Origin of the sequence: Flavobacterium nitratireducens (assembly GCF_029625335.1) — a bacterium.
GTDB lineage: Bacteria > Bacteroidota > Bacteroidia > Flavobacteriales > Flavobacteriaceae > Flavobacterium > Flavobacterium nitratireducens.
Genome location: NZ_CP121111.1, coordinates 1,522,842 through 1,542,515, shown reverse-complemented (window position 1 = coordinate 1,542,515; position 19,674 = coordinate 1,522,842). Strand labels below are relative to the sequence as shown.

General features: G+C 34.3%; 17 protein-coding genes and 1 pseudogene. 15 read left to right on the top strand and 3 right to left on the bottom strand.

Annotated elements, in window-relative coordinates:
• Window positions 1-33: 33 nt before the first annotated feature.
• Entirely contained in the window at window positions 34-1,311 is a 1,278-nt protein-coding gene (gene kynU / locus P5P90_RS07365; protein ID WP_278034104.1) for a kynureninase, read from the top strand.
• 59 nt (window positions 1,312-1,370) lie between these two features.
• On the opposite strand, the gene yihA is transcribed toward kynU, so the two are convergent.
• The 3 genes from yihA to P5P90_RS07350 all read right to left on the bottom strand — a co-directional run bounded on the left by yihA (window position 1,371) and on the right by P5P90_RS07350 (window position 2,969).
• On the bottom strand, window positions 1,371-1,991 hold the full coding sequence (gene yihA, locus P5P90_RS07360) for a ribosome biogenesis GTP-binding protein YihA/YsxC (protein WP_278034103.1): 621 nt from the start codon (window positions 1,989-1,991) through the stop codon (window positions 1,371-1,373).
• Window positions 1,992-2,014: 23 nt separating this feature from the next.
• Window positions 2,015-2,779, bottom strand: a complete 765-nt coding sequence (locus P5P90_RS07355; protein ID WP_278034102.1) for an alpha/beta fold hydrolase — start codon at window positions 2,777-2,779, stop codon at window positions 2,015-2,017.
• Between the two features lie 61 nt (window positions 2,780-2,840).
• The gene (locus tag P5P90_RS07350) at window positions 2,841-2,969 is read right to left on the bottom strand and encodes a hypothetical protein (protein ID WP_278034101.1); all 129 of its coding nucleotides are present in this window, start codon (window positions 2,967-2,969) and stop codon (window positions 2,841-2,843) included.
• Between the two features lie 190 nt (window positions 2,970-3,159).
• Between P5P90_RS07350 and mraZ the strand changes: the two genes are divergently transcribed.
• The 14 genes and pseudogenes from mraZ (at window position 3,160) to P5P90_RS07280 (ending at window position 19,571) form a co-directional block, all read left to right on the top strand.
• Window positions 3,160-3,630, top strand: coding sequence for a division/cell wall cluster transcriptional repressor MraZ (gene mraZ, locus P5P90_RS07345; RefSeq protein ID WP_278034100.1), 471 nt, complete (start codon window positions 3,160-3,162; stop codon window positions 3,628-3,630).
• A pseudogene (rsmH, locus tag P5P90_RS07340) lies at window positions 3,605-4,514 on the top strand (16S rRNA (cytosine(1402)-N(4))-methyltransferase RsmH). The gene mraZ and the pseudogene rsmH overlap by 26 nt, the downstream one beginning before the upstream one ends.
• A 13-nt stretch (window positions 4,515-4,527) precedes the next feature.
• Window positions 4,528-4,869 (top strand): FtsL-like putative cell division protein, encoded by a 342-nt coding sequence (locus tag P5P90_RS07335; RefSeq protein ID WP_379774929.1) that lies wholly within the window; start codon window positions 4,528-4,530, stop codon window positions 4,867-4,869.
• Window positions 4,860-6,863 (top strand): penicillin-binding protein, encoded by a 2,004-nt coding sequence (locus P5P90_RS07330; RefSeq protein WP_278034099.1) that lies wholly within the window; start codon window positions 4,860-4,862, stop codon window positions 6,861-6,863. Before P5P90_RS07335 ends, P5P90_RS07330 begins: the two co-directional genes overlap by 10 nt.
• Complete coding sequence (locus P5P90_RS07325) at window positions 6,860-8,323, top strand: UDP-N-acetylmuramoyl-L-alanyl-D-glutamate--2,6-diaminopimelate ligase (protein WP_278034098.1); 1,464 nt, start codon at window positions 6,860-6,862, stop codon at window positions 8,321-8,323. The genes P5P90_RS07330 and P5P90_RS07325 overlap by 4 nt, the downstream gene beginning before the upstream one ends.
• Window positions 8,324-8,330: 7 nt before the next feature.
• Window positions 8,331-9,563: a phospho-N-acetylmuramoyl-pentapeptide-transferase gene (mraY, locus tag P5P90_RS07320; protein WP_278034097.1), complete on the top strand. Its 1,233-nt coding sequence runs from the start codon at window positions 8,331-8,333 to the stop codon at window positions 9,561-9,563.
• 1 nt (window position 9,564) lies between these two features.
• Entirely contained in the window at window positions 9,565-10,896 is a 1,332-nt protein-coding gene (murD, locus tag P5P90_RS07315; protein ID WP_278034096.1) for a UDP-N-acetylmuramoyl-L-alanine--D-glutamate ligase, read from the top strand.
• A gap of 97 nt (window positions 10,897-10,993) precedes the next feature.
• Window positions 10,994-12,283: an FtsW/RodA/SpoVE family cell cycle protein gene (locus P5P90_RS07310; protein WP_278034095.1), complete on the top strand. Its 1,290-nt coding sequence runs from the start codon at window positions 10,994-10,996 to the stop codon at window positions 12,281-12,283.
• 28 nt (window positions 12,284-12,311) lie between these two features.
• Window positions 12,312-13,406: an undecaprenyldiphospho-muramoylpentapeptide beta-N-acetylglucosaminyltransferase gene (gene murG, locus P5P90_RS07305; RefSeq protein ID WP_278034094.1), complete on the top strand. Its 1,095-nt coding sequence runs from the start codon at window positions 12,312-12,314 to the stop codon at window positions 13,404-13,406.
• Window positions 13,407-13,428: 22 nt separating this feature from the next.
• Complete coding sequence (murC, locus tag P5P90_RS07300) at window positions 13,429-14,784, top strand: UDP-N-acetylmuramate--L-alanine ligase (protein WP_278034093.1); 1,356 nt, start codon at window positions 13,429-13,431, stop codon at window positions 14,782-14,784.
• On the top strand, window positions 14,768-15,319 hold the full coding sequence (locus P5P90_RS07295; RefSeq protein ID WP_340696379.1) for a cell division protein FtsQ/DivIB: 552 nt from the start codon (window positions 14,768-14,770) through the stop codon (window positions 15,317-15,319). Before murC ends, P5P90_RS07295 begins: the two co-directional genes overlap by 17 nt.
• A gap of 179 nt (window positions 15,320-15,498) precedes the next feature.
• Window positions 15,499-16,899, top strand: a complete 1,401-nt coding sequence (gene ftsA / locus P5P90_RS07290) for a cell division protein FtsA (RefSeq protein WP_278034092.1) — start codon at window positions 15,499-15,501, stop codon at window positions 16,897-16,899.
• A 53-nt stretch (window positions 16,900-16,952) separates the two neighbouring features.
• Window positions 16,953-18,941 (top strand): cell division protein FtsZ, encoded by a 1,989-nt coding sequence (ftsZ, locus tag P5P90_RS07285; RefSeq protein ID WP_278034091.1) that lies wholly within the window; start codon window positions 16,953-16,955, stop codon window positions 18,939-18,941.
• Window positions 18,942-19,121: 180 nt separating this feature from the next.
• Entirely contained in the window at window positions 19,122-19,571 is a 450-nt protein-coding gene (locus P5P90_RS07280) for a GatB/YqeY domain-containing protein (RefSeq protein WP_278034090.1), read from the top strand.
• Window positions 19,572-19,674 lie beyond the last annotated feature (103 nt).

The following is a 19,674-nucleotide window of genomic DNA, read 5'->3' as shown; positions in this document are numbered from 1 at the left end:
GTTTGCTACTTTTACTTCATAAAATTAGTAAGAATGATATTTGAAAACAGCCTTGCTTTTGCACGACAACTCGATGCGCAGGACACATTAAGTCACTATCAAAATGAATTTTCTTTTCCGCAAGTCAACGGAAAGAAAGTGATTTACTTTACAGGAAACTCTTTGGGACTCCAGCCAAAACGTACTAAAGCCTATGTAGATGAGATAATGAATGACTGGGCTAATCTGGCGGTTGAAGGGCATTTTTATGCCGAAAAACCATGGTGGGATTATCAGGAACGTTTTGCAAATCCGTTGAGTAAAATTGTTGGTGCTAAACCATCAGAAGTTACCGTTATGAATACGCTTACGGTTAATTTGCATTTGTTGATGGTTTCTTTTTACCGTCCAACAGCAAAACGCTTTAAGATTATTTGCGAGGAAAAAGCTTTTCCTTCTGATCAATACATGTTTCAAAGTCAGGTTCATTTTCATGGTTTTAAAGCTGAAGAAGCTATAGTTGAAATTAAAAGACGTGATGGGGAACATAATATTCGAACAGAAGATGTGATTGCTAAGATTAATGAAGTTGGCGATGAACTAGCTTTAGTCTTAATTGGCGGAGTAAATTATTATACAGGTCAGGTATTTGATATGCGATCCATTACGGCTGCTGGGCACAAAGTAGGAGCTTATGTGGGTTGGGATCTAGCCCATGCTGCTGGGAATGTTGCGTTAGAATTACACGATTGGAATGTAGATTTTGCGGCATGGTGTAGTTATAAATATATGAATTCAGGTCCAGGAAATGCTTCAGGATGCTTTGTACATGAAAAACATCACAATAATCCCGATTTGCCAAGATTTGCAGGATGGTGGGGACATAACAAAGAGCGACGTTTTAAAATGGAGCCTACTTTTGATCCTGTTCAAGGAGCTGATGGTTGGCAAGTAAGCAATTTGCCTGTTTTGTCTTTAGCGCCTTATTTGGCTTCTGTTGAAATGTTTGACGAAATAGGTATGGATGCTTTAGTTGCCAAGAGAGATAAGATTACCGCTTATTTAGAATTTATTTTGCTTGAAATTGATAAAGAAGTGAGTAGTACTTTTGAAATAATTACGCCAGCTAACCCAGCTGAAAGAGCCTGTCAATTATCGGTTTTCTTGCATGGAGAAGGACGAAGTTTGTTTGATTATCTTATGAAAAATGGGGTAATAGTTGATTGGAGAGAACCTAATGTAATTCGTTTAGCACCAGTTCCTTTGTATTGTTCTTTTGAAGATATGTATGATTTTGGGCAAATATTAAAAAAAGGTATTTTAGGGAAATAATAGTGACTTCAGCTCAATAAAAAACTCCATTGAAAAATGGAGTTTTTTATTGCTTTATCTTAAATAGGGCTGTTGTTTTTGAAAATTTCTTGATTAACCTCGTCTATGTATTGTAATAGTTCATCTTTTCCTATTCCTTCTGTTGAAGAAGTTACAAAGTAAGGAGGCATTTCGGCCCAATTGTTTGCAAACATTTGTTTTTTGTATGCTGCAATATGAGCGCTAACTTTTCCTTTGCTGATTTTATCGGCTTTAGTAAAGATAATGCAAAAAGGGATTTCGCTTTCTCCCATGTAGGTCATGAATTCTATATCTATGGCTTGCGCTTCATGGCGAATGTCGATTAATACAAAGGCGCAGGCTAATTGTTCCCTTTTTTCAAAATAATCGGTGATGAATTGCTGGAAAACGTTTTTAGTTTTCTTAGAAACCTTTGCGTAGCCGTATCCGGGTAAATCGACTAAGAACCAGTTTTTGTTAATTAAAAAATGGTTGATAAGTTGCGTCTTTCCTGGTCTGGCTGATGTTTTTGCTAGTTTTTTATGGTTTGTCAACATGTTGATTAATGATGACTTACCCACATTTGACCTGCCGATAAAAGCATATTCAGGCAAGAAGTCTTTAGGACATTTGCTTACATCAGAGTTGCTAATTATAAATTCGGCGGAATTGATTTTCATTGTATTTTTTTATTTAAAATGACTTATAAATTGGTTTTTTTAAGCCATTCTTCTAATAGATTGTTGAATTCATCTGGGTGTTCCATCATGGCCGCGTGACCACATTTGTCTATCCAGTATAAGGTTGAATTTGGTAATAATTTGTTGAATTCGGTTGCTACTTCTGGTGGGGTAACTTTATCGTTTTTTCCCCAAATAATACAGGTTTGTACATGCATTTTGGGTAAATCTTTAGCCATATTATGACGGATTGCACTTTTGGCAATGGTCAACGTTTTGATCAATTTGATACGGTCGTTTACAGTTGCGTAAACTTCATCGATTAATTCGGGAGTGGCAATTTTTGGGTCGTAAAATACGTCTTCCGCTTTTTTCTTGATGTATTCGTAGTCGCCTCTTTTTGGATAGCTGTCTCCCATGGCACTTTCGTAAAGTCCTGAGCTACCTGTTATTACTAGTCCGGCTACTTTTTCTGGATACATTTTTGTATGATATAAAGCAATATGACCTCCTAGAGAATTTCCTAGTAGAATGACGCGGTCAAAACCTTTGAAACTAATAAAATCTTTAACGTATTTGGCAAACGCTTTTACGTTTGTTTTTAGTAAGCTTTGGGTGTAAATAGGTAGGTCTGGAATAACTATTTTGTATCCTTTGCCAGAGAAGTAACTAGCTACACCATCAAAATTACTTAAGCCTCCCATTAAACCGTGTAATATAACAATTGGAGTTCCTTCGCCAGCTTCATAGTAACTGTATCGGCCTTCTTTTTTGTAGTTTTTGTCCATGCTTTTGAATGCGAATTTCAATTTGGGCAAATATAGGATTTAATCAGTTAAAAAGAGTTTATCAATTCGTTTTTTGAGGATAGTAATCTAAAATTTTATTCGTTTTTGGTTTTGGTTGAAGTTGAGTTGCTTGAAAATCATCTTCTTTTTTGTTTAGTTCATCTGTTTTTTTGTCGAAAATACAAATCATTTTTTCGATTGTTTTTGGGTTTGAGTTTAGGTTGATTGTTCATAAGCATTATTAATGCTAATAATCTGATAGTCTAAAAATTAAGGGTTTTGCTTCTGAAGTGGGTAAACTTATCAACAAAGTGGTAGAAAGTGGTAAAAGGTGGTAAATTTTTTTATATTTTTGCTCTGTATCATTTAATCAAACTTTTTTGAACTCAATAGTTGGAACATATGAATGTAAAGTCGATGCTAAAGGAAGGGTTTTGTTGCCTGCACCTTTGAAAAAGCAATTGGCTGCTTCTCTTCAAGACGGATTTGTTTTGAAGCGTTCAGTGTTTCAGCCTTGTTTGGAGTTATATCCAATGGAGGAGTGGAATTTGATGATGCAAAAAATCAACAAGTTAAATCGATTTGTAAAAAAGAATAATGACTTTATCCGCAAGTTTACTGCTGGTGTTAAAGTGGTTGAAATTGATGCTTTGGGTAGATTATTAGTGCCTAAAGATTTAGTGAGTTTTGCAAGTATTACTAAAGACGTGGTTTTTTCATCTGCAGTTAATATTGTTGAGGTTTGGGACAAAGATTTATATGAAAAGTCGATGGATGACGGTGTTGATTTTGCAGACTTGGCTGAAGAGGTAATGGGTAATATAAATGAAGACGACAATGGAATATCATAATCCAGTTTTGCTTAAGGAAACAGTTGATGGTTTAAATATTAAGCCTGATGGTGTATATGTAGATGTGACTTTTGGTGGAGGTGGTCATTCTAGAGAGATATTAAGTCGATTGGGACCTAATGGTAAATTGTTTGCTTTTGATCAAGATGAAGATGCGCTTGCTAATGCACTTCCTGATGAGCGATTTGTGTTGATAAATGAGAATTTTAGATACATCAAGCGTTTTTTACGTTTTTATGGAGCGAGAACTGTTGATGGTATATTAGGTGATTTAGGGGTTTCTTCCCATCAGTTTGATGTGCCTGAAAGGGGTTTTTCTACTCGATTCGATGCAGAATTAGATATGCGAATGAGTCAAAAAAATGATTTGAATGCATACAAGGTTGTGAATGAATATGATGATGCGAATTTAAGACAGCGTTTTTTATGATTATGGAGAATTGAAAAATGCTCCAGCCTTATCAAGAACTATAATTGAGGCTAGGCATCATCGACCAATAAAAACTACCGATGAATTTAAGGAAGTGTTAGCTAAATACCTTCCTGAAAAAGTAAGGAATAAAGTGTTGGCTCAAATTTATCAAGCTATCCGAATAGAGGTAAATCAAGAGATGGATGTTTTGAAAGAATTTTTAGAACAATCACTAGAAATTCTAAATCCAGGAGGAAGATTAAGTATAATTTCCTATCACTCATTAGAGGACCGTTTGGTGAAACGATTTATGAAGAACGGTATGTTTGAAGGGGAACCTGAACGTGATTTTTTTGGGAATTATTCAGTTCCGTTTAAGTCCATAGGGAAATTAATTGTTCCAAGTGATGCCGAGATTAAAATAAATAACAGAGCCAGAAGTGCTAAATTAAGAGTAGCCGAAAAATTATAATAGCAATATAGGAATGAGTATTTATAATCTATTAAAAGCAAGATTTTTAATCGATGATGATGCGATTAAAAATTGGCGTTTTATAGTTTTTCTTATTGTGTTGGCTATCATTATGATTGCTAATACGCAACGATACGAACAAAAGGTTTTTAAGATCGCCGAATTGAGTGCTGAAGTTAAAGAACTGCGTTCGGAATTTGTTGATAAGCGTTCGGAATTGATGAAACTTCGAATGGAATCTACAGTTTCTCAAAAAATGGAGGAAAGACAAATTTTTCCTTCCACAGTACCACCTGTAAAAATTAAAGTAAAAAAAGAAGTTGAAAAAACTTTTCTTCAAAAGTTATGGCAGTAGATGATAAATACATATCGTACCGAATCTATCTGGTTGCTTTTGCTATTTTTTTAATAGCATTAGCAGTGGCTGTTAAGCTTACTAATATTCAGTGGGTAGAGGGAGATTATTATCGTGAATTAGCCAAAGAAAGAACAGTTAAGAACTTTGTTATACCAGCTAATAAAGGAAATATTTACTCGGCTGATGGAAGTTTATTGGCTACTTCAATTCCTAAATACACCATTCGTTTTGATGCTTTGGCGCCTACAAAAGAAAATTTTGAAAAATATGTCAACGACTTATCTGATTCTTTGGCTACTGTTTTAAATAAATCTTCTTTTTATTATCAAAATGAATTGCGAAAAGCGAGAGCTAACAACAATCGCTATTTTTTAGTTGCCAGAGATTTGAGTTACACCGAATATGTGAAGATTAAAGGTTTTCCTTTATTTGAATTAGGACCTTATAAAGGTGGGATTATAATTGATCAAAAAACAGTTAGAGAACACCCAATAGGTAAAATTGCCGAAAGAACTATTGGTTACGAAAGAAAATACGATGCAGGTCATACGGATGGTAAAGGAATCGAATGGGCTTACAGAGAATATCTAAATGGTAAAGACGGTAGAATTTTAAAACAAAAAATTGCGAAAGGACAATGGAAACCTATTCGTGATATGAACGAAGTAGATCCTTTAGATGGATATGATGTGATTTCTACCATTGATGTTTATATTCAGGATATAGCGCATCATGCTTTGTTGAAACAATTAGAAGATTATGAAGCCGACCATGGTTGTGTAGTGGTAATGGAAACGCACACTGGTCAGGTAAAAGCTATTTCTAATTTAGGTCGTGCTAATGACGGAACATATTATGAAACAACTAATTATGCTGTAGCCGAATCTCATGAACCAGGTTCTACTTTTAAATTAGTGGATTTAATGACCATATTAGAGGATAAAGTTGCTGATACTAGTACGGTCTATGATACTTATGGTGGTGTAATAAAATATTCTGGTAAATCAGTTAGAGATTCGCATGAAGGCGGTTATGGGAAGATTTCTTTGGCAAGAGGTTTTGAGCTTTCTTCTAATACTGTTTTAGTTCAGGCTGTTTACAATAATTATAAAAGCAATCCTTCCAAATTTGTTAATCGTGTTAATTCTTATGGATTGAACAAACGTTTGAATATGGATTTTAAGGGGGAAGGACGTCCTTTTATTCCGCAACCTTCTGATAAGAATTGGTCTAATATTTCCTTGCCTTGGATGGCTTTTGGTTATGGTGTTTCGGTTACGCCAATGCAAACATTAGCTTATTATAATGCAGTGGCTAATGGTGGTGTAATGGTAAGACCGCAATTTGTATCTGAAATTAAAGAATGGAACAGAACCATAAAAAAAATGGAACCAGTTGTTATCAATCCAAAAATATGTTCAGATGCTACTTTGGCTAAACTAAAAGCAGTGTTGAAAAATGTGGTTAAAAAAGGAACAGGTTCTAAGTTGTATTCTAAAGATTTTCCTATGGCTGGAAAAACCGGAACAGCTCAGGTAAATTATGGAAAAAGAGATGGCTCAGGATTGTATTATGCTTCTTCATTCGTTGGATATTTTCCAGCAGATGCACCTAAATATTCTTGTATTGTAGTGGTTCATAAACCTAATACTGCCAATAATAATTATTATGGTGCTGATGTGGCAGGGCCCGTTTTTAAGCGTATTGCACAAAAGATTTTTACCGAAGTTCCTTCGACTAATGAGATTAAGAAATTAGATGGAAAGATTGCAAAACAGGAGAAAAATTATAATGCCTATTATGCAAAGCTTCAAAAAACAAATCAATTGATTCCAAATGTTAAAGGGATGCCTGGCATGGATGCTATTGCTTTATTAGAAAATTTAGGATTAAGAGTGAGGACAAAGGGGATTGGAAAAGTGAAAAATCAATCTCTAAAAGCAGGGCAAAATATTACTAAAAACACAACTATAACCTTAGAATTATCGTGATTATTTTAAAAGACATATTATATAGAGTTGCAATTGAAGCTGTACATGGTTCGACAGATATTGCTATCGGTAAATTGGATTTTGATTCCAGAAAAATTCAAGCTGGTGATGTATTTGTTGCTATTCGCGGAACCGTTTCGGATGGTCATGATTATATTCAAAAAGCAATCGATTTAGGAGCTAAAGCTATTGTATGTGATAGCTTTCCAGAGCAGTTTGTTAGCGATGTGACCTATGTAAAAGTGGATGATACCAATAAAGCAATGGCTTTTTTAGCTGCAAATTATTTTGGAGATCCATCAGAAAAATTAAAGTTAGTAGGCATTACTGGTACTAACGGAAAAACTACCATTGCTTCTTTGTTATATCAGTTGTTTAAAAAAGCAGGTTTCAAAGTTGGGTTACTTTCAACAGTTAAAATTTTAGTTGATGATGTAGAGTTTAAAGCTACTCATACTACACCTGATTCCATTACGATAAATTACTACTTGAATGAGATGATTCAATCAGGAGTCGAATATTGTTTTATGGAAGTGAGTTCGCATGGAATTCATCAAAAAAGAACAGAAGCATTGCATTTCGCTGGAGGTGTTTTTACTAATTTGTCCCACGACCATTTAGATTATCATGCCACATTTGCAGAGTATAGAGATGTTAAAAAATCATTTTTTGACAATTTACCTAAAACTGCTTTTGCTATTTCGAACATCGATGATAAGAATGGAGCAGTGATGTTGCAAAACAGTATTGCTAGAAAAAGAACCTATGCTTTGAAATCCTATGCCGATTATAAAGCACAAATCTTAGAAAACTTATTGTCAGGTTTATTATTGAAAATAGAGGGCAATGAAGTTTGGGTGAAGTTAATAGGTGTTTTTAATGCGTATAATCTTTTAGCGATTTATGCAACTGCTATCGAATTAGGTTTAGATAAGTTAGAAACCCTTCGATTATTATCAGAGTTAGAAAGCGTTTCAGGAAGATTCCAATATATCGTTTCAGATACGAATATCACTGCAATTGTAGATTATGCACATACGCCTGATGCCTTAGAAAATGTATTGAAAACCATCAATGAAGTTCGCACAAAAAATGAACAATTAATTACCATTGTAGGTTGTGGGGGAAATAGAGACAAGGCAAAAAGACCTATTATGGCTGGAATTGCTTCTGAGTTGAGCAACAAAGCCATATTGACATCTGATAATCCTCGTGATGAAGATCCGGATGATATTATTGCAGAAATGGAAAAAGGAGTGCCTCCACAAAATCATAAAAAAGTTTTTGCGGTTACCGATAGAAAACAAGCGATCAAAATTGCATGTCAATTGGCTCAGCCAAAAGATATCATTTTGATTGCAGGAAAAGGACATGAAACCTATCAAGAAATCAAAGGTGTTCGCACTGATTTTGACGATATGAAAATTGTAAAAGAAATTTTAGAACAACTACATAAATAGTAAAATTATGCTGTATTATTTATTCGATTATTTCAACAAAGTATTAAATCTTTCTGGAACAGGAGTTTTCCAGTACATTACTTTTAGATCGTCGTTAGCTTTTATTCTATCGTTGTTGTTGTCGACAATTTACGGTAAAAGAGTAATTAAATTTTTGCAAAGACAACAAGTAGGTGAAACTATTCGAGAACTTGGTTTGGAAGGACAAAATGAAAAAGCGGGTACACCTACAATGGGAGGACTAATTATCATTTTTGCAACCTTAATTCCAGTTTTGTTGTTTGCCAAATTGCATAATATTTACATTGTGTTGCTTATTGTGACCACTTTATGGATGGGAACAATTGGTTTTATTGATGATTATATTAAAATTTTCAAAAAAGACAAACAAGGTTTAAAAGGAATTTTTAAAGTGGTTGGTCAAGTTGGATTAGGATTAATTGTTGGTAGCGTATTATATTTCAATCCTCATGTTACTGTTCGAACTGATACGGGTAAAACGGATGTTTTTAAAGTAATTAGTCAAACGGAACTAGTTGCTCCAGCTCCGGTTTATGAAAAATCGACCGCTACCACAATTCCATTTTTTAAAAATAACGAATTTGATTACGCTGAATTATTAGCTTGGACAGGGGATGGTTATGAAAAATGGGCGTGGTTAATTTTTATTCCAGTAGTGATTTTTATCATAACGGCTGTTTCTAACGGTGCCAACTTAACTGATGGTATTGATGGACTCGCAGCGGGAACTTCCGCTATATCGGTCTTGGCATTGGCCATATTTACATTCGTTTCGGGGAATATCATTTTCTCTAATTACTTAAATATTATGTATATCCCTAACTCAGGTGAAATGACTGTGTTTATAGCGTCATTTGCAGGAGCTCTTATTGGATTTTTATGGTATAACTCCTATCCAGCTTCGGTTTTTATGGGAGATACGGGTAGTTTGACTATTGGAGGTATCATCGCAGTTTTGGCTATTGCTGTTCGTAAAGAATTGTTGATTCCGCTATTATGTGGAATTTTCTTGGTGGAAAATTTATCCGTGGTTTTGCAAGTAAGTTATTTTAAATATACTAAGAAACGCACAGGAGAAGGAAAGCGAATTTTCCTGATGTCGCCTTTACATCATCATTATCAAAAGAAAGGCTATCATGAAAGTAAAATTGTTACTCGATTTTGGATTGTAGCCATCTTATTAGCCATACTTTCAATAGTTACCTTAAAATTAAGATAAGATGAGATTAGTTGTTTTAGGCGGTGGTGAAAGCGGAGTAGGTACTGCTATTCTCGGGAAACAAAAAGGATATGAAGTTTTTGTTTCCGATTATGGAAAAATAAAAGACAGTTACAAAGAAGTTCTTATACAAAACGGTGTTGAATGGGAGGATGAAAAACATACCGAATCCTTAATTCTAAATGCCGATGTGGTGATGAAAAGTCCAGGGATTCCTGATAAGGCCCCCATTGTTAAGAAACTAGTCGAAAAAGGGATTCCAGTGATTTCAGAAATTGAATTTGCAGCTCCTTTTACTAATGCCATCACGATAGGAATTACAGGAAGTAATGGAAAAACAACCACAACAATGCTTACTTACCATTTGTTAAAATCGGCAGGTTTGAATGTAGGTTTAGCTGGGAATATTGGGAAGAGTTTTGCAGAGCAGGTGGCCGAAGATAAGTACGATAGCTATGTGTTGGAATTAAGTAGTTTTCAATTGGATGGAATCGTCAATTACAAGCCTCATATTGCTATTATTACCAATATAAGTCCGGATCATTTAGATCGATACGATTATAAATATGAGAATTATATTGAATCGAAATTTAGAATCACAATGAACCAAACGGAAGAGGATTATCTCATTTATGATGCAGATGATGAAGCGATTTCAGAATGGTTAAAAAAGAATAAAACAAAAGCAAAATTAATACCTTTTTCATTGACACAAACATTTGAAGAAGGTGCCTTTATAAAAGATAATACAATGGAATCAATCATTAATCAAGAAGAGTTCAAAATGGAAACCGAATCAATTGCCTTAGAAGGAAAACACAATCTTAAAAATGCAATGGCAGCCACTTCTGTAGCAAAATTGATGCAAATTAGAAAAGCTACCATTCGCGAAAGTTTATCTAATTTCCAAGGTGTTGAACACCGTCTTGAAAAAGTGTTGAAAATTCAAAATGTGCAATACATTAATGATTCGAAAGCGACTAATGTAAATGCTGCTTTTTTTGCATTGGATAGTATGACTACACCGACAGTTTGGATTGTTGGAGGTGTAGATAAAGGGAATGATTATAATGAATTAATGGCTTTGGTTCGCGAGAAAGTGAAAGCAATTATTTGTTTAGGAGTAGATAATCGCAAAATTATTGATGCTTTTGGAAACGTAGTGGACATCATGGTAGAAGTAAACACAATGAATGATGCTGTTAAAATGGCGCAACGTATTACTGAAAAAGGCGATACGGTTTTATTGTCTCCTGCTTGTGCAAGTTTTGATTTATTTGAAAACTACGAAGATAGAGGGCGTCAATTTAAAGATGCAGTACATAATTTGTAAATAGAAGTTAGAAGTTAGGTGTCAGAAGTTAGAAATGTTTGAAGGAAAACATACAAACTCATAACCCATAACTCACAACCCATAACTTAATAAAAAAATGAAAAAACTAATTAACAGATTAAAAGGGGATAAAGGTATTTGGTCATTCGTGGCCTTATTGGCTTTGTTTTCCTTTATGCCTGTTTTTAGTGCGAGTAGTAATTTGGCCTATCTAGGTCATGGAACTGGAAATACCTTGGGTTATTTGGTAAAACATTTGGCACACGTAGCCTGCGGATTTTTTATCATTTATTATGTACACAAAGTTCCTTATCATTATTTCCGTTCGATATCCAAATGGATGTTGCCAATTGTTTGGATTATTCTAGCAATCACAATGATTAAGGGAACGATGATTGGTGGTGCAAATGCTAGTAGATGGCTCCAAATTCCGTTTGTTGGGATTTCGTTTCAGCCTTCTGCTTTTGCAGCTTTGGTGCTTTATGTATTTGTAGCGCGCTATTTGTCAAAAACTCGAACTGAACCTATTGATTTCATAGAATCATTAAGACAGTTGTGGTTACCGGTATTTATAACTTTGATGTTTATTTTGCCATCCAATTTTTCTACTACTGCACTTATTTTTTCAATGATATTAATGTTGGTTTTCATTGGGAAATATCCAATGAGATTCATTGGGATTATTGTAGGTTCTGGGGTTTTGTTTTTAGTGTTTTTTGTGTTGATTGCTAAAGCATTCCCGGATGCAAAGTTCTTTAGTAGGGTGAGTACTTGGGAAAGCCGAATTGAAAATTTTAGCACCGATAAACCAGATGAGGATGATTACCAAATTGAGAAAGCTAAAATTGCGATTGCTTCGGGAAAAATATATGGTTTAGGTCCAGGAAAGAGTGTTCAGAAAAACTTTTTGCCTCAATCTTCTTCCGATTTTATTTACGCCATTATTGTAGAAGAATACGGCTTAATTGGAGGATTAGGAGTTCTAGGTTTGTATTTGTTGTTGCTTTTCCGTTTTGTGGTAGCCTCCCATAAGGCAAATACATTGTTTGGGAAGTTGGTGGTAATAGGATTGGGATTTCCCATGATTTTTCAGGCGATGATTAATATGGCTGTTGCCGTTGAATTATTACCCGTTACTGGACAAACCTTGCCTTTAATTAGTAGTGGAGGGACATCTATTTGGATGACTTGTATTGCACTAGGGATAATTATTGGTGTTACCAAAAAAGAAGAAGAAATTGAACAAGAACAAAAAGAAGCGGCTAAACGAGAAGAAGCAGTTCAACGATTAATAGATGCAGAATTAGCTGCTGAAGAAAATAGAAACGAGAGCTATTCAATTGAGGATAAAGTTTCTAATCCGATGAACGCAGTTTTGAATAAATAATTTTTTGAATTAATATCTTTTGACAATAATGAAACAATACAAATTCATATTAAGTGGTGGAGGAACAGGAGGGCATATTTACCCTGCAGTTGCAATTGCTAATGAATTAAAATCAAGATTTCCAGATGCAGAGTTTCTTTTTGTCGGTGCCGAAGATAAAATGGAAATGCAAAAAGTACCGCAAGCGGGTTATGCTATTAAAGGTTTGTGGATTGCTGGATTACAAAGAAAATTGACTTTGCAAAACATGTTGTTTCCAGTAAAGTTGATTAACAGTTTATGGAAATCCAGAAAAATTATCAAAGAGTTTAAACCGGATGTAGTTATCGGTACGGGAGGGTTTGCCAGTGGGCCTTTATTACAAATGGCTAATATGCTCGGGATTCCAACATTGATTCAAGAACAAAATTCCTTCCCGGGAATCACAAATAAGTTATTGAGTAAAAAAGCCAATGCAATTTGTGTGGCTTATGAAAATTTAGATCAATTTTTCCCAAAAGGAAAAATGATATTGACTGGTAATCCAGTGCGTCAGGATTTGATTGCTATTGATGAAAAAAGAGAGGAAGCGATAGCTTATTTTAAATTAGATGCTAAAAAGAAAATACTTTTAGTGCTTGGAGGAAGTTTAGGTGCTAGAAGGATTAATCAACTGATAGAAAAAGAACTAGGTGCTATTCTAGCCCAAAATGTTCAAGTTATTTGGCAGTGTGGAAAGTTGTATTTTGAAGAGTATAAAAAATACAATTCAGAGAATGTACAGGTAGTGGCTTTTATTGAAAGAATGGATTTTGTGTATGCCGCTGCCGATATTATCATTTCTAGAGCAGGAGCTTCTTCTGTGTCGGAATTGTGTATTGTAGGCAAGCCTGTGATTTTTATTCCTTCGCCAAATGTAGCCGAAGATCATCAAACTAAAAATGCAAAAGCAATTGTAGATAAAAAAGGAGCTATTTTGCTTAAAGAGACTCAATTGGATTCTGAGTTTAGTTTGGTTTTTGAAGCTTTATTAAAAGATAAGGAAAAACAAAATCAGCTAAGTGAAAATATAAAAGAATTGGCTTTGCCGGAAGCAACCCAGCAAATTGCCGACGAAGTGGTTAAATTAATTAGAAAGAAATAATCAGAAAATAAATATAGTAGTTATGAACTTAAACCAAATACAAAATGTCTTTTTTATCGGTATCGGAGGTATTGGTATGAGTGCTTTGGCGCGTTACTTTAAGTATATTGGGAAAAATGTTTTTGGTTATGATAAAACGCCAACGATTTTAACGAACGAGTTAATTGACAGTGGAATTGATATTCACTTTGAAGATGAAATCAATTTGATTCCGAAAGATTATTTTATCGAAAATACCCTTGTAATTATAACGCCGGCTGTTCCTAAAAATCATTCGCAATGGAATTATTTTTTAGAGCGTAATTATCAGGTAAAAAAGAGAGCTGAAGTTTTAGGTATTATAACTAAAGATACCTTCTGTTTTGCTGTAGCCGGAACACACGGGAAAACAACAACCTCTAGTATTTTAGGGCATATTTTACATGAAAGTGGTGCTGATGTTACTGCTTTTATAGGCGGAATTGTTGAAAATTATAATTCCAATTTAATAGGAAGTGGAAAAACGGTAACTGTTGTAGAAGCAGATGAGTTTGATCGTTCCTTTTTGCATTTGCATCCCAATATTGCTTGTGTTACATCAATGGATGCCGATCACTTGGATATCTATGGAACTAGTGATGCGATAAAAGAATCATTTACGGAATTTGCTGATAAAGTAGAAGATAAAAATAAATTATTCATTACGTCCGAATTACCTCTTTCTGGCGTAGTAGTAGGAGTTAATCAAGAAGAGGCTGTTTATAATGCTTTTAATATACGAATTGTGGATGGTAGTTATGTTTTTGATGTAAAAACACCTAACGGAATTTTAAAAGATTTCCGTTTTGGATTGCCTGGAAGACACAATTTGATGAATGCTTTAATGGCTCTTGCCATGGCAGTAAATTTCGGTACCCCAACCGTTGCCATTGCAAGAGCCTTAGCTTCTTTTAAAGGGATTAGAAGACGTTTTTCGTATCAAATAAAATCTGAAAATCTAGTTTATATTGATGATTATGCACATCATCCTACAGAGATTAATGCGGTGCATCAAGCGGTAAGAGAGTTGTATCCTGGGAAGAAGGTTTTAGCAGTTTTTCAACCGCATTTGTTTAGTAGAACTAGAGATTTTGTAGATGATTTTGCTAAAAGTCTTTCGCAGTTTGATGAAGTGTATTTGATGGAGATTTATCCTGCAAGAGAATTGCCTATGGAAGGAGTTACATCGGAGTGGTTGTTTTCTAAAATTGACAATGAAAATAAATCAATTGTTTCAAAAGAAGATTTGATTTCGATGATGGTTCAGAACGATGCGGAAGTCATGGTGACTATTGGAGCTGGTGATATCGGAGAAATGGTACAAGAAATTAAAAATGCTTTAAATGAAAAAAATATTTAATTGGACAAACGTCAGATTAATCATGATGTTGTGCTTGGTTATTTTTCTTTTTTCGTTTACAATTAAACGAAATGAGAAACGCAAACTGTCCAAAATAGATGTTGTTTTTATAGGAAAAAACAATCCTTTTATTAAAGCTGAAACGGTTGATAAATTGTTAATAGAAAATATGAACAACCGTTTAGCTATTCAAAAAGATAAATTAGATTTGAATAAGTTGGAGCGAATACTAGATTCAAATGCGATGATTGACGAATCAGATGTTTTTGTAAGTATAGATGGTGTTCTAAAAGTAGTGGTAAAGCAAAAGACTCCTGTAGCCAGGGTGGTTGATGAATCAGAATCTTTTTATATTGATTATAAAGGTAGTAAGATGCCGCTTTCGGATAATTTTACAGCTAGAGTTCCATTAGTTTCAGGGAATGTTACTAGTGAAAATAAAGAGAAATTAGCGCAATTGTTTCGTCTGATTTATGAAGATGAATTTTTGAAAAAAACATCATTGGAATACAAGTTATGCCTAATTCTAGCTTGAAAATGTTCAACAGGAATTACGATTATCAGATTGTTTTTGGTAGTTTGAACAATTTTGAAACAAAATTTAAGAACTATAAAGCGTTTTTTCAAAAAGCAGTTTTAGATAGTACTTTGTATAAATATAAAATGATTGACCTGAGGTTTACAAAACAAGTAGTTTGCACTAAATAATAGAAAATGGAAAAAGAGAATATTGCAGTAGGTCTAGATATAGGGACAACCAAAATCGTTGCCATGATTGGCAAAAAAAATGAGTATGGTAAGTTAGAAATTTTGGGAGTTGGAAAATCCAAAAGTTTAGGTGTGGCTAGAGGAGTGGTGAATAACATAACACAAACCATTCAATCTATTCAGCAAGCAATTAATGAAGCAGAAACAAATTCAGGTTATAAAATTAAAGATGTTGTAGTAGGAATTGCGGGTCAGCATATTCGTAGTATTCAGCATACGGATTATATAAGCAGAACGAATCCAGAAGAAGTAATAGGTGGTGATGATATTCAATTATTGATTGATCAGGTAAATAAATTGGCAATGTTGCCAGGGGAAGAAATTATTCACGTATTGCCACAAGAATTTAAAATAGACGGACAATCTGAAATAAAAGAGCCTATTGGGATGTATGGAGGTCGATTAGAATCTAGTTTCCATGTGGTAGTAGGTCAGGCATCTTCGATACGTAATGTAGGTCGTTGCATTCAGAGTTCAGGAATAGAATTGTCTGGATTAACATTAGAGCCTTTAGCGTCATCAGATGCGGTTTTGAGTCAGGAGGAGAAAGAAGCAGGAGTTGCTTTGATTGATATTGGTGGTGGAACAACTGACTTGGCTATTTTTAAAGATGGAATTATTCGTCATACAGCTGTAATTCCTTTTGGAGGAAATGTAATTACAGATGATATTAAAGAAGGTTGCTCAATAATAGAAAAACAAGCTGAATTATTAAAAGTAAAATTCGGTTCGGCTTGGCCAGGTGAAAATAGAGACAATGAAATCGTTTCTATACCAGGTTTAAGAGGAAGAGAGCCAAAAGAAATTTCGTTAAAGAACTTATCTAAAATTATTCATGCTCGTGTAGTCGAAATTATAGAACAAGTTTTTACTGAAATTAAGGCTTACGGACACGAAGATCCTAGAAAAAAACTAATAGCAGGAATTGTACTTACAGGTGGAGGAGCTCAACTAAAGCATATCAAACAATTAGTAGAGTACATTACAGGGATGGACACTAGAATTGGGTATCCTAATGAACATCTAGCAGGGAATTCAGATGAAGAGTTTTCGAGTCCTTTATATGCTACGGCTGTTGGATTAGTAATGAACAGCATCGCTAATAATACGCAAAGTGCAGTTAGAAAAGAAGAAGTAGTTCCTCAAAGAACTGTTTTTTATCGTGAAGCAGTTGTCGAGCCTGTGGAGCTTTATCAACAGCAAGAGGTTGAGGAGGTACAAACTCAAGCACCAGTGCAAACACAAAGTTATTCTAAAAAAGAAGAATCTACAGGGGATAAGATTAAGCGATCGTTTTTTGACCGCTATGTAGACAAGATTAAAGATTTTTTAGATAACGCAGAGTAACAAAAAATAAAATAAAGGAATACAAAATATATTAATATCAAATACCAAATAATATGACGAGCAACTCAGAATTTGGAAGTATTTCATTTGATTTACCTAAAAATCAATCAAATGTTATAAAAGTAATCGGTGTTGGTGGGGGCGGAAGCAACGCGATCAATCACATGTTTAAACAAGGAATCAAAGGGGTAGATTTCATTGTTTGTAATACAGATTCACAAGCATTACAAAATAGTGCTGTTCCTAACAAAATTCAATTAGGTGTTAACTTAACTGAAGGTTTAGGTGCTGGAGCAAATCCAGATGTAGGACAACAGTCGGCTATTGAAAGTATCGCTGATATTGAAAAAATGTTAGATCGCAATACTAAAATGGTGTTTATTACTGCCGGAATGGGTGGAGGTACTGGAACTGGTGCTGCGCCTGTAATTGCTCAGCTGGCTAAAGAAAGAGAAATCTTAACTGTTGGTATTGTTACTTTACCATTTACTTTCGAAGGTAAGGTTCGTCAAGAACAAGCACTTATTGGTATTGAAAAATTACGTAAACAAGTAGATTCTCTTATTGTAATTAATAATAATAAGTTAAGAGAAGTTTACGGTAATCTTGGTTTCAAAGCCGGATTCTCAAAAGCGGATGAAGTATTAGCTACAGCCTCTAGAGGGATTGCTGAAGTTATTACACATCACTACACTCAAAATATCGATTTACGTGATGCTAAAACGGTATTAGCAAATAGCGGAACAGCAATTATGGGATCTTCTGTTGCATCAGGAGAAAACAGAGCGAAAGAAGCTATTATCGCTGCATTAGACTCTCCTTTATTGAATGATAATAAAATTACTGGTGCCAAAAACGTATTGTTGCTCATCGTTTCTGGTTCTAATGAAATTACTTTAGATGAGATTGGTGAAATTAATGACCATATTCAAAGTGAAGCTGGTTATAATGCTAATATCATCATGGGGGTTGGTGAAGATGAATCATTAGGAGATGCCGTTGCAGTGACTATTATTGCAACAGGATTTGATATTGAACAACAAAGCGGAATTGTAAATACAGAACCTAAAAAAATCATTCATACCTTAGAAGATGAACAAAAAATTGTTCATAATCTAAGTAATACTCCAGTAGCGAGTTTTGACTTAAACATTGATAAGCCAGTAAGCGCTCCAGAAGAAAGAGTGGTTTTTGAATTAATCGATGAAGAAGAGGAGGTAATAGCTGTGGCACCACAAGTTGTTGAGCAGCCAGTACCTGTTCCAGGGAATGAGGAATTGATGGCAATGTCTGAATTTATTAAAAATATAGATGTTACTTTTGAAATCGTTTCACCAATAAAAGAAGAGGAATTTACTTTTTCTGCACCAAAAGTAGAAGAAGTTAAAGCTGTTGTTGAACAACCAAAAGTTGTTGAAAAACAAGAACAAACCTCTTTTTCATTTGAATTGCCACTTTACAAATCAGAACCGGTTAAACCAGAACCAGTAAAGTCTGAGCCAGTTGCAGCTAAAGAAGAGAAAATTATATTTGAATTGACAAATGAAACTAAGGAGATAAAAGTGAATCAAGCGGTTCAATTTGTTCCTGTAACTGAGTTGTCTGATAATGGGGTTATCAAATATTCTCTAGAAGAATACATGGACGCTGAAAACGAATTGTTGTCTTCTAAACCTGCAGCAAAAGTTGTAGAAGAAGTAATTCCAGAGGAATTGAATATTACAATGAAGAAAATTGAGTCGGCTCCAGAAGATTTCACAAGAAATGAAGATATTTCTCCTATTGAAATGACAATCGAAGAAACGTTGCGTTTAAGAGCCGATGAGAGACGAAAAAAATTAAAAGAATTTAATTATAAGTTTCATAACAACGTATCAAAAATTGATGAATACGAAAAAGAGCCAGCTTATAAAAGATTAGGTATCGATATTTCTAATAATCAAACAAATAATGCCAACTCAAGAATTTCTGTTGGAACAGATAGTAATAATGACTTACAATTGCGTTCTAACAATTCTTATTTGCATGATAATGTAGATTAGTTAAATTAATTTCAAAAACAATAACCCGAAGATTGCATTTAATTTTCGGGTTATTTTTTTTAACTTCGCGCAGTGTTATTAACAAAAACCTATGCTTGTAATGAGCATTTTTTTAGTTTGATTCACCACTATCAATTAAAAGTCTAACTAAGCAAGTTTGCTTACTTAAAAAACATACAAATGAGTTTATCATCAAAAATCATGGATGAAATGAAAACAGCCATGAAAGCAAAAGATACTGTTGCTTTAGAAGCTTTACGAGCAATAAAATCGGAATTACTTTTAGCGCAAACCGCCTCAGGTTCTAAAGAAGAAATTTCAGAAGAGGAAGAAATCAAATTATTACAACGTTTGGTTAAAACTCGTAAAGAAAGTGCTAGAATTTATACAGAGCAAAATCGTCCTGATTTAGCCGAACCAGAATTGGCTCAGGTTGCTGTAATCGAAAAGTTTTTGCCTGCGCAATTAAGTGAGGCAGAAATAGAAGCAGTAATCGCAAAAATTATCGCTGAAACTGGAGCTTCAGGGATTGCTTCTATGGGTAAAGTAATGGGCTTAGCTACATCACAATTAGGAGGAGCTGCTGAAGGAAAAACAGTTTCTACTATTGTGAAAAAATTATTAGTGTAAAACTAAAATAGAAATTCCAAAAAGGAAATGCCAAATTCCAATTTTAATCTTGGGATTTGGAATTTAAAAAATTGGAATTTTATATTATGGCTGCATAGTTCAA

Coding starts and splice junctions, on each gene's coding strand:
- P5P90_RS07350 (WP_278034101.1), bottom strand. CDS start 2,969: ATGATTTGTATTTTCGACAAAAAAACAGATGAACTAAACAAAAAAGAA.
- P5P90_RS07295 (WP_340696379.1), top strand. CDS start 14,768: ATGAAAAAAATATTTAATTGGACAAACGTCAGATTAATCATGATGTTG.
- P5P90_RS07280 (WP_278034090.1), top strand. CDS start 19,122: ATGAGTTTATCATCAAAAATCATGGATGAAATGAAAACAGCCATGAAA.
- kynU (WP_278034104.1), top strand. CDS start 34: ATGATATTTGAAAACAGCCTTGCTTTTGCACGACAACTCGATGCGCAG.
- mraY (WP_278034097.1), top strand. CDS start 8,331: ATGCTGTATTATTTATTCGATTATTTCAACAAAGTATTAAATCTTTCT.
- P5P90_RS07330 (WP_278034099.1), top strand. CDS start 4,860: ATGGCAGTAGATGATAAATACATATCGTACCGAATCTATCTGGTTGCT.
- yihA (WP_278034103.1), bottom strand. CDS start 1,991: ATGAAAATCAATTCCGCCGAATTTATAATTAGCAACTCTGATGTAAGC.
- P5P90_RS07310 (WP_278034095.1), top strand. CDS start 10,994: ATGAAAAAACTAATTAACAGATTAAAAGGGGATAAAGGTATTTGGTCA.
- P5P90_RS07355 (WP_278034102.1), bottom strand. CDS start 2,779: ATGGACAAAAACTACAAAAAAGAAGGCCGATACAGTTACTATGAAGCT.
- murG (WP_278034094.1), top strand. CDS start 12,312: ATGAAACAATACAAATTCATATTAAGTGGTGGAGGAACAGGAGGGCAT.
- murC (WP_278034093.1), top strand. CDS start 13,429: ATGAACTTAAACCAAATACAAAATGTCTTTTTTATCGGTATCGGAGGT.
- ftsZ (WP_278034091.1), top strand. CDS start 16,953: ATGACGAGCAACTCAGAATTTGGAAGTATTTCATTTGATTTACCTAAA.
- P5P90_RS07335 (WP_379774929.1), top strand. CDS start 4,528: ATGAGTATTTATAATCTATTAAAAGCAAGATTTTTAATCGATGATGAT.
- ftsA (WP_278034092.1), top strand. CDS start 15,499: ATGGAAAAAGAGAATATTGCAGTAGGTCTAGATATAGGGACAACCAAA.
- murD (WP_278034096.1), top strand. CDS start 9,565: ATGAGATTAGTTGTTTTAGGCGGTGGTGAAAGCGGAGTAGGTACTGCT.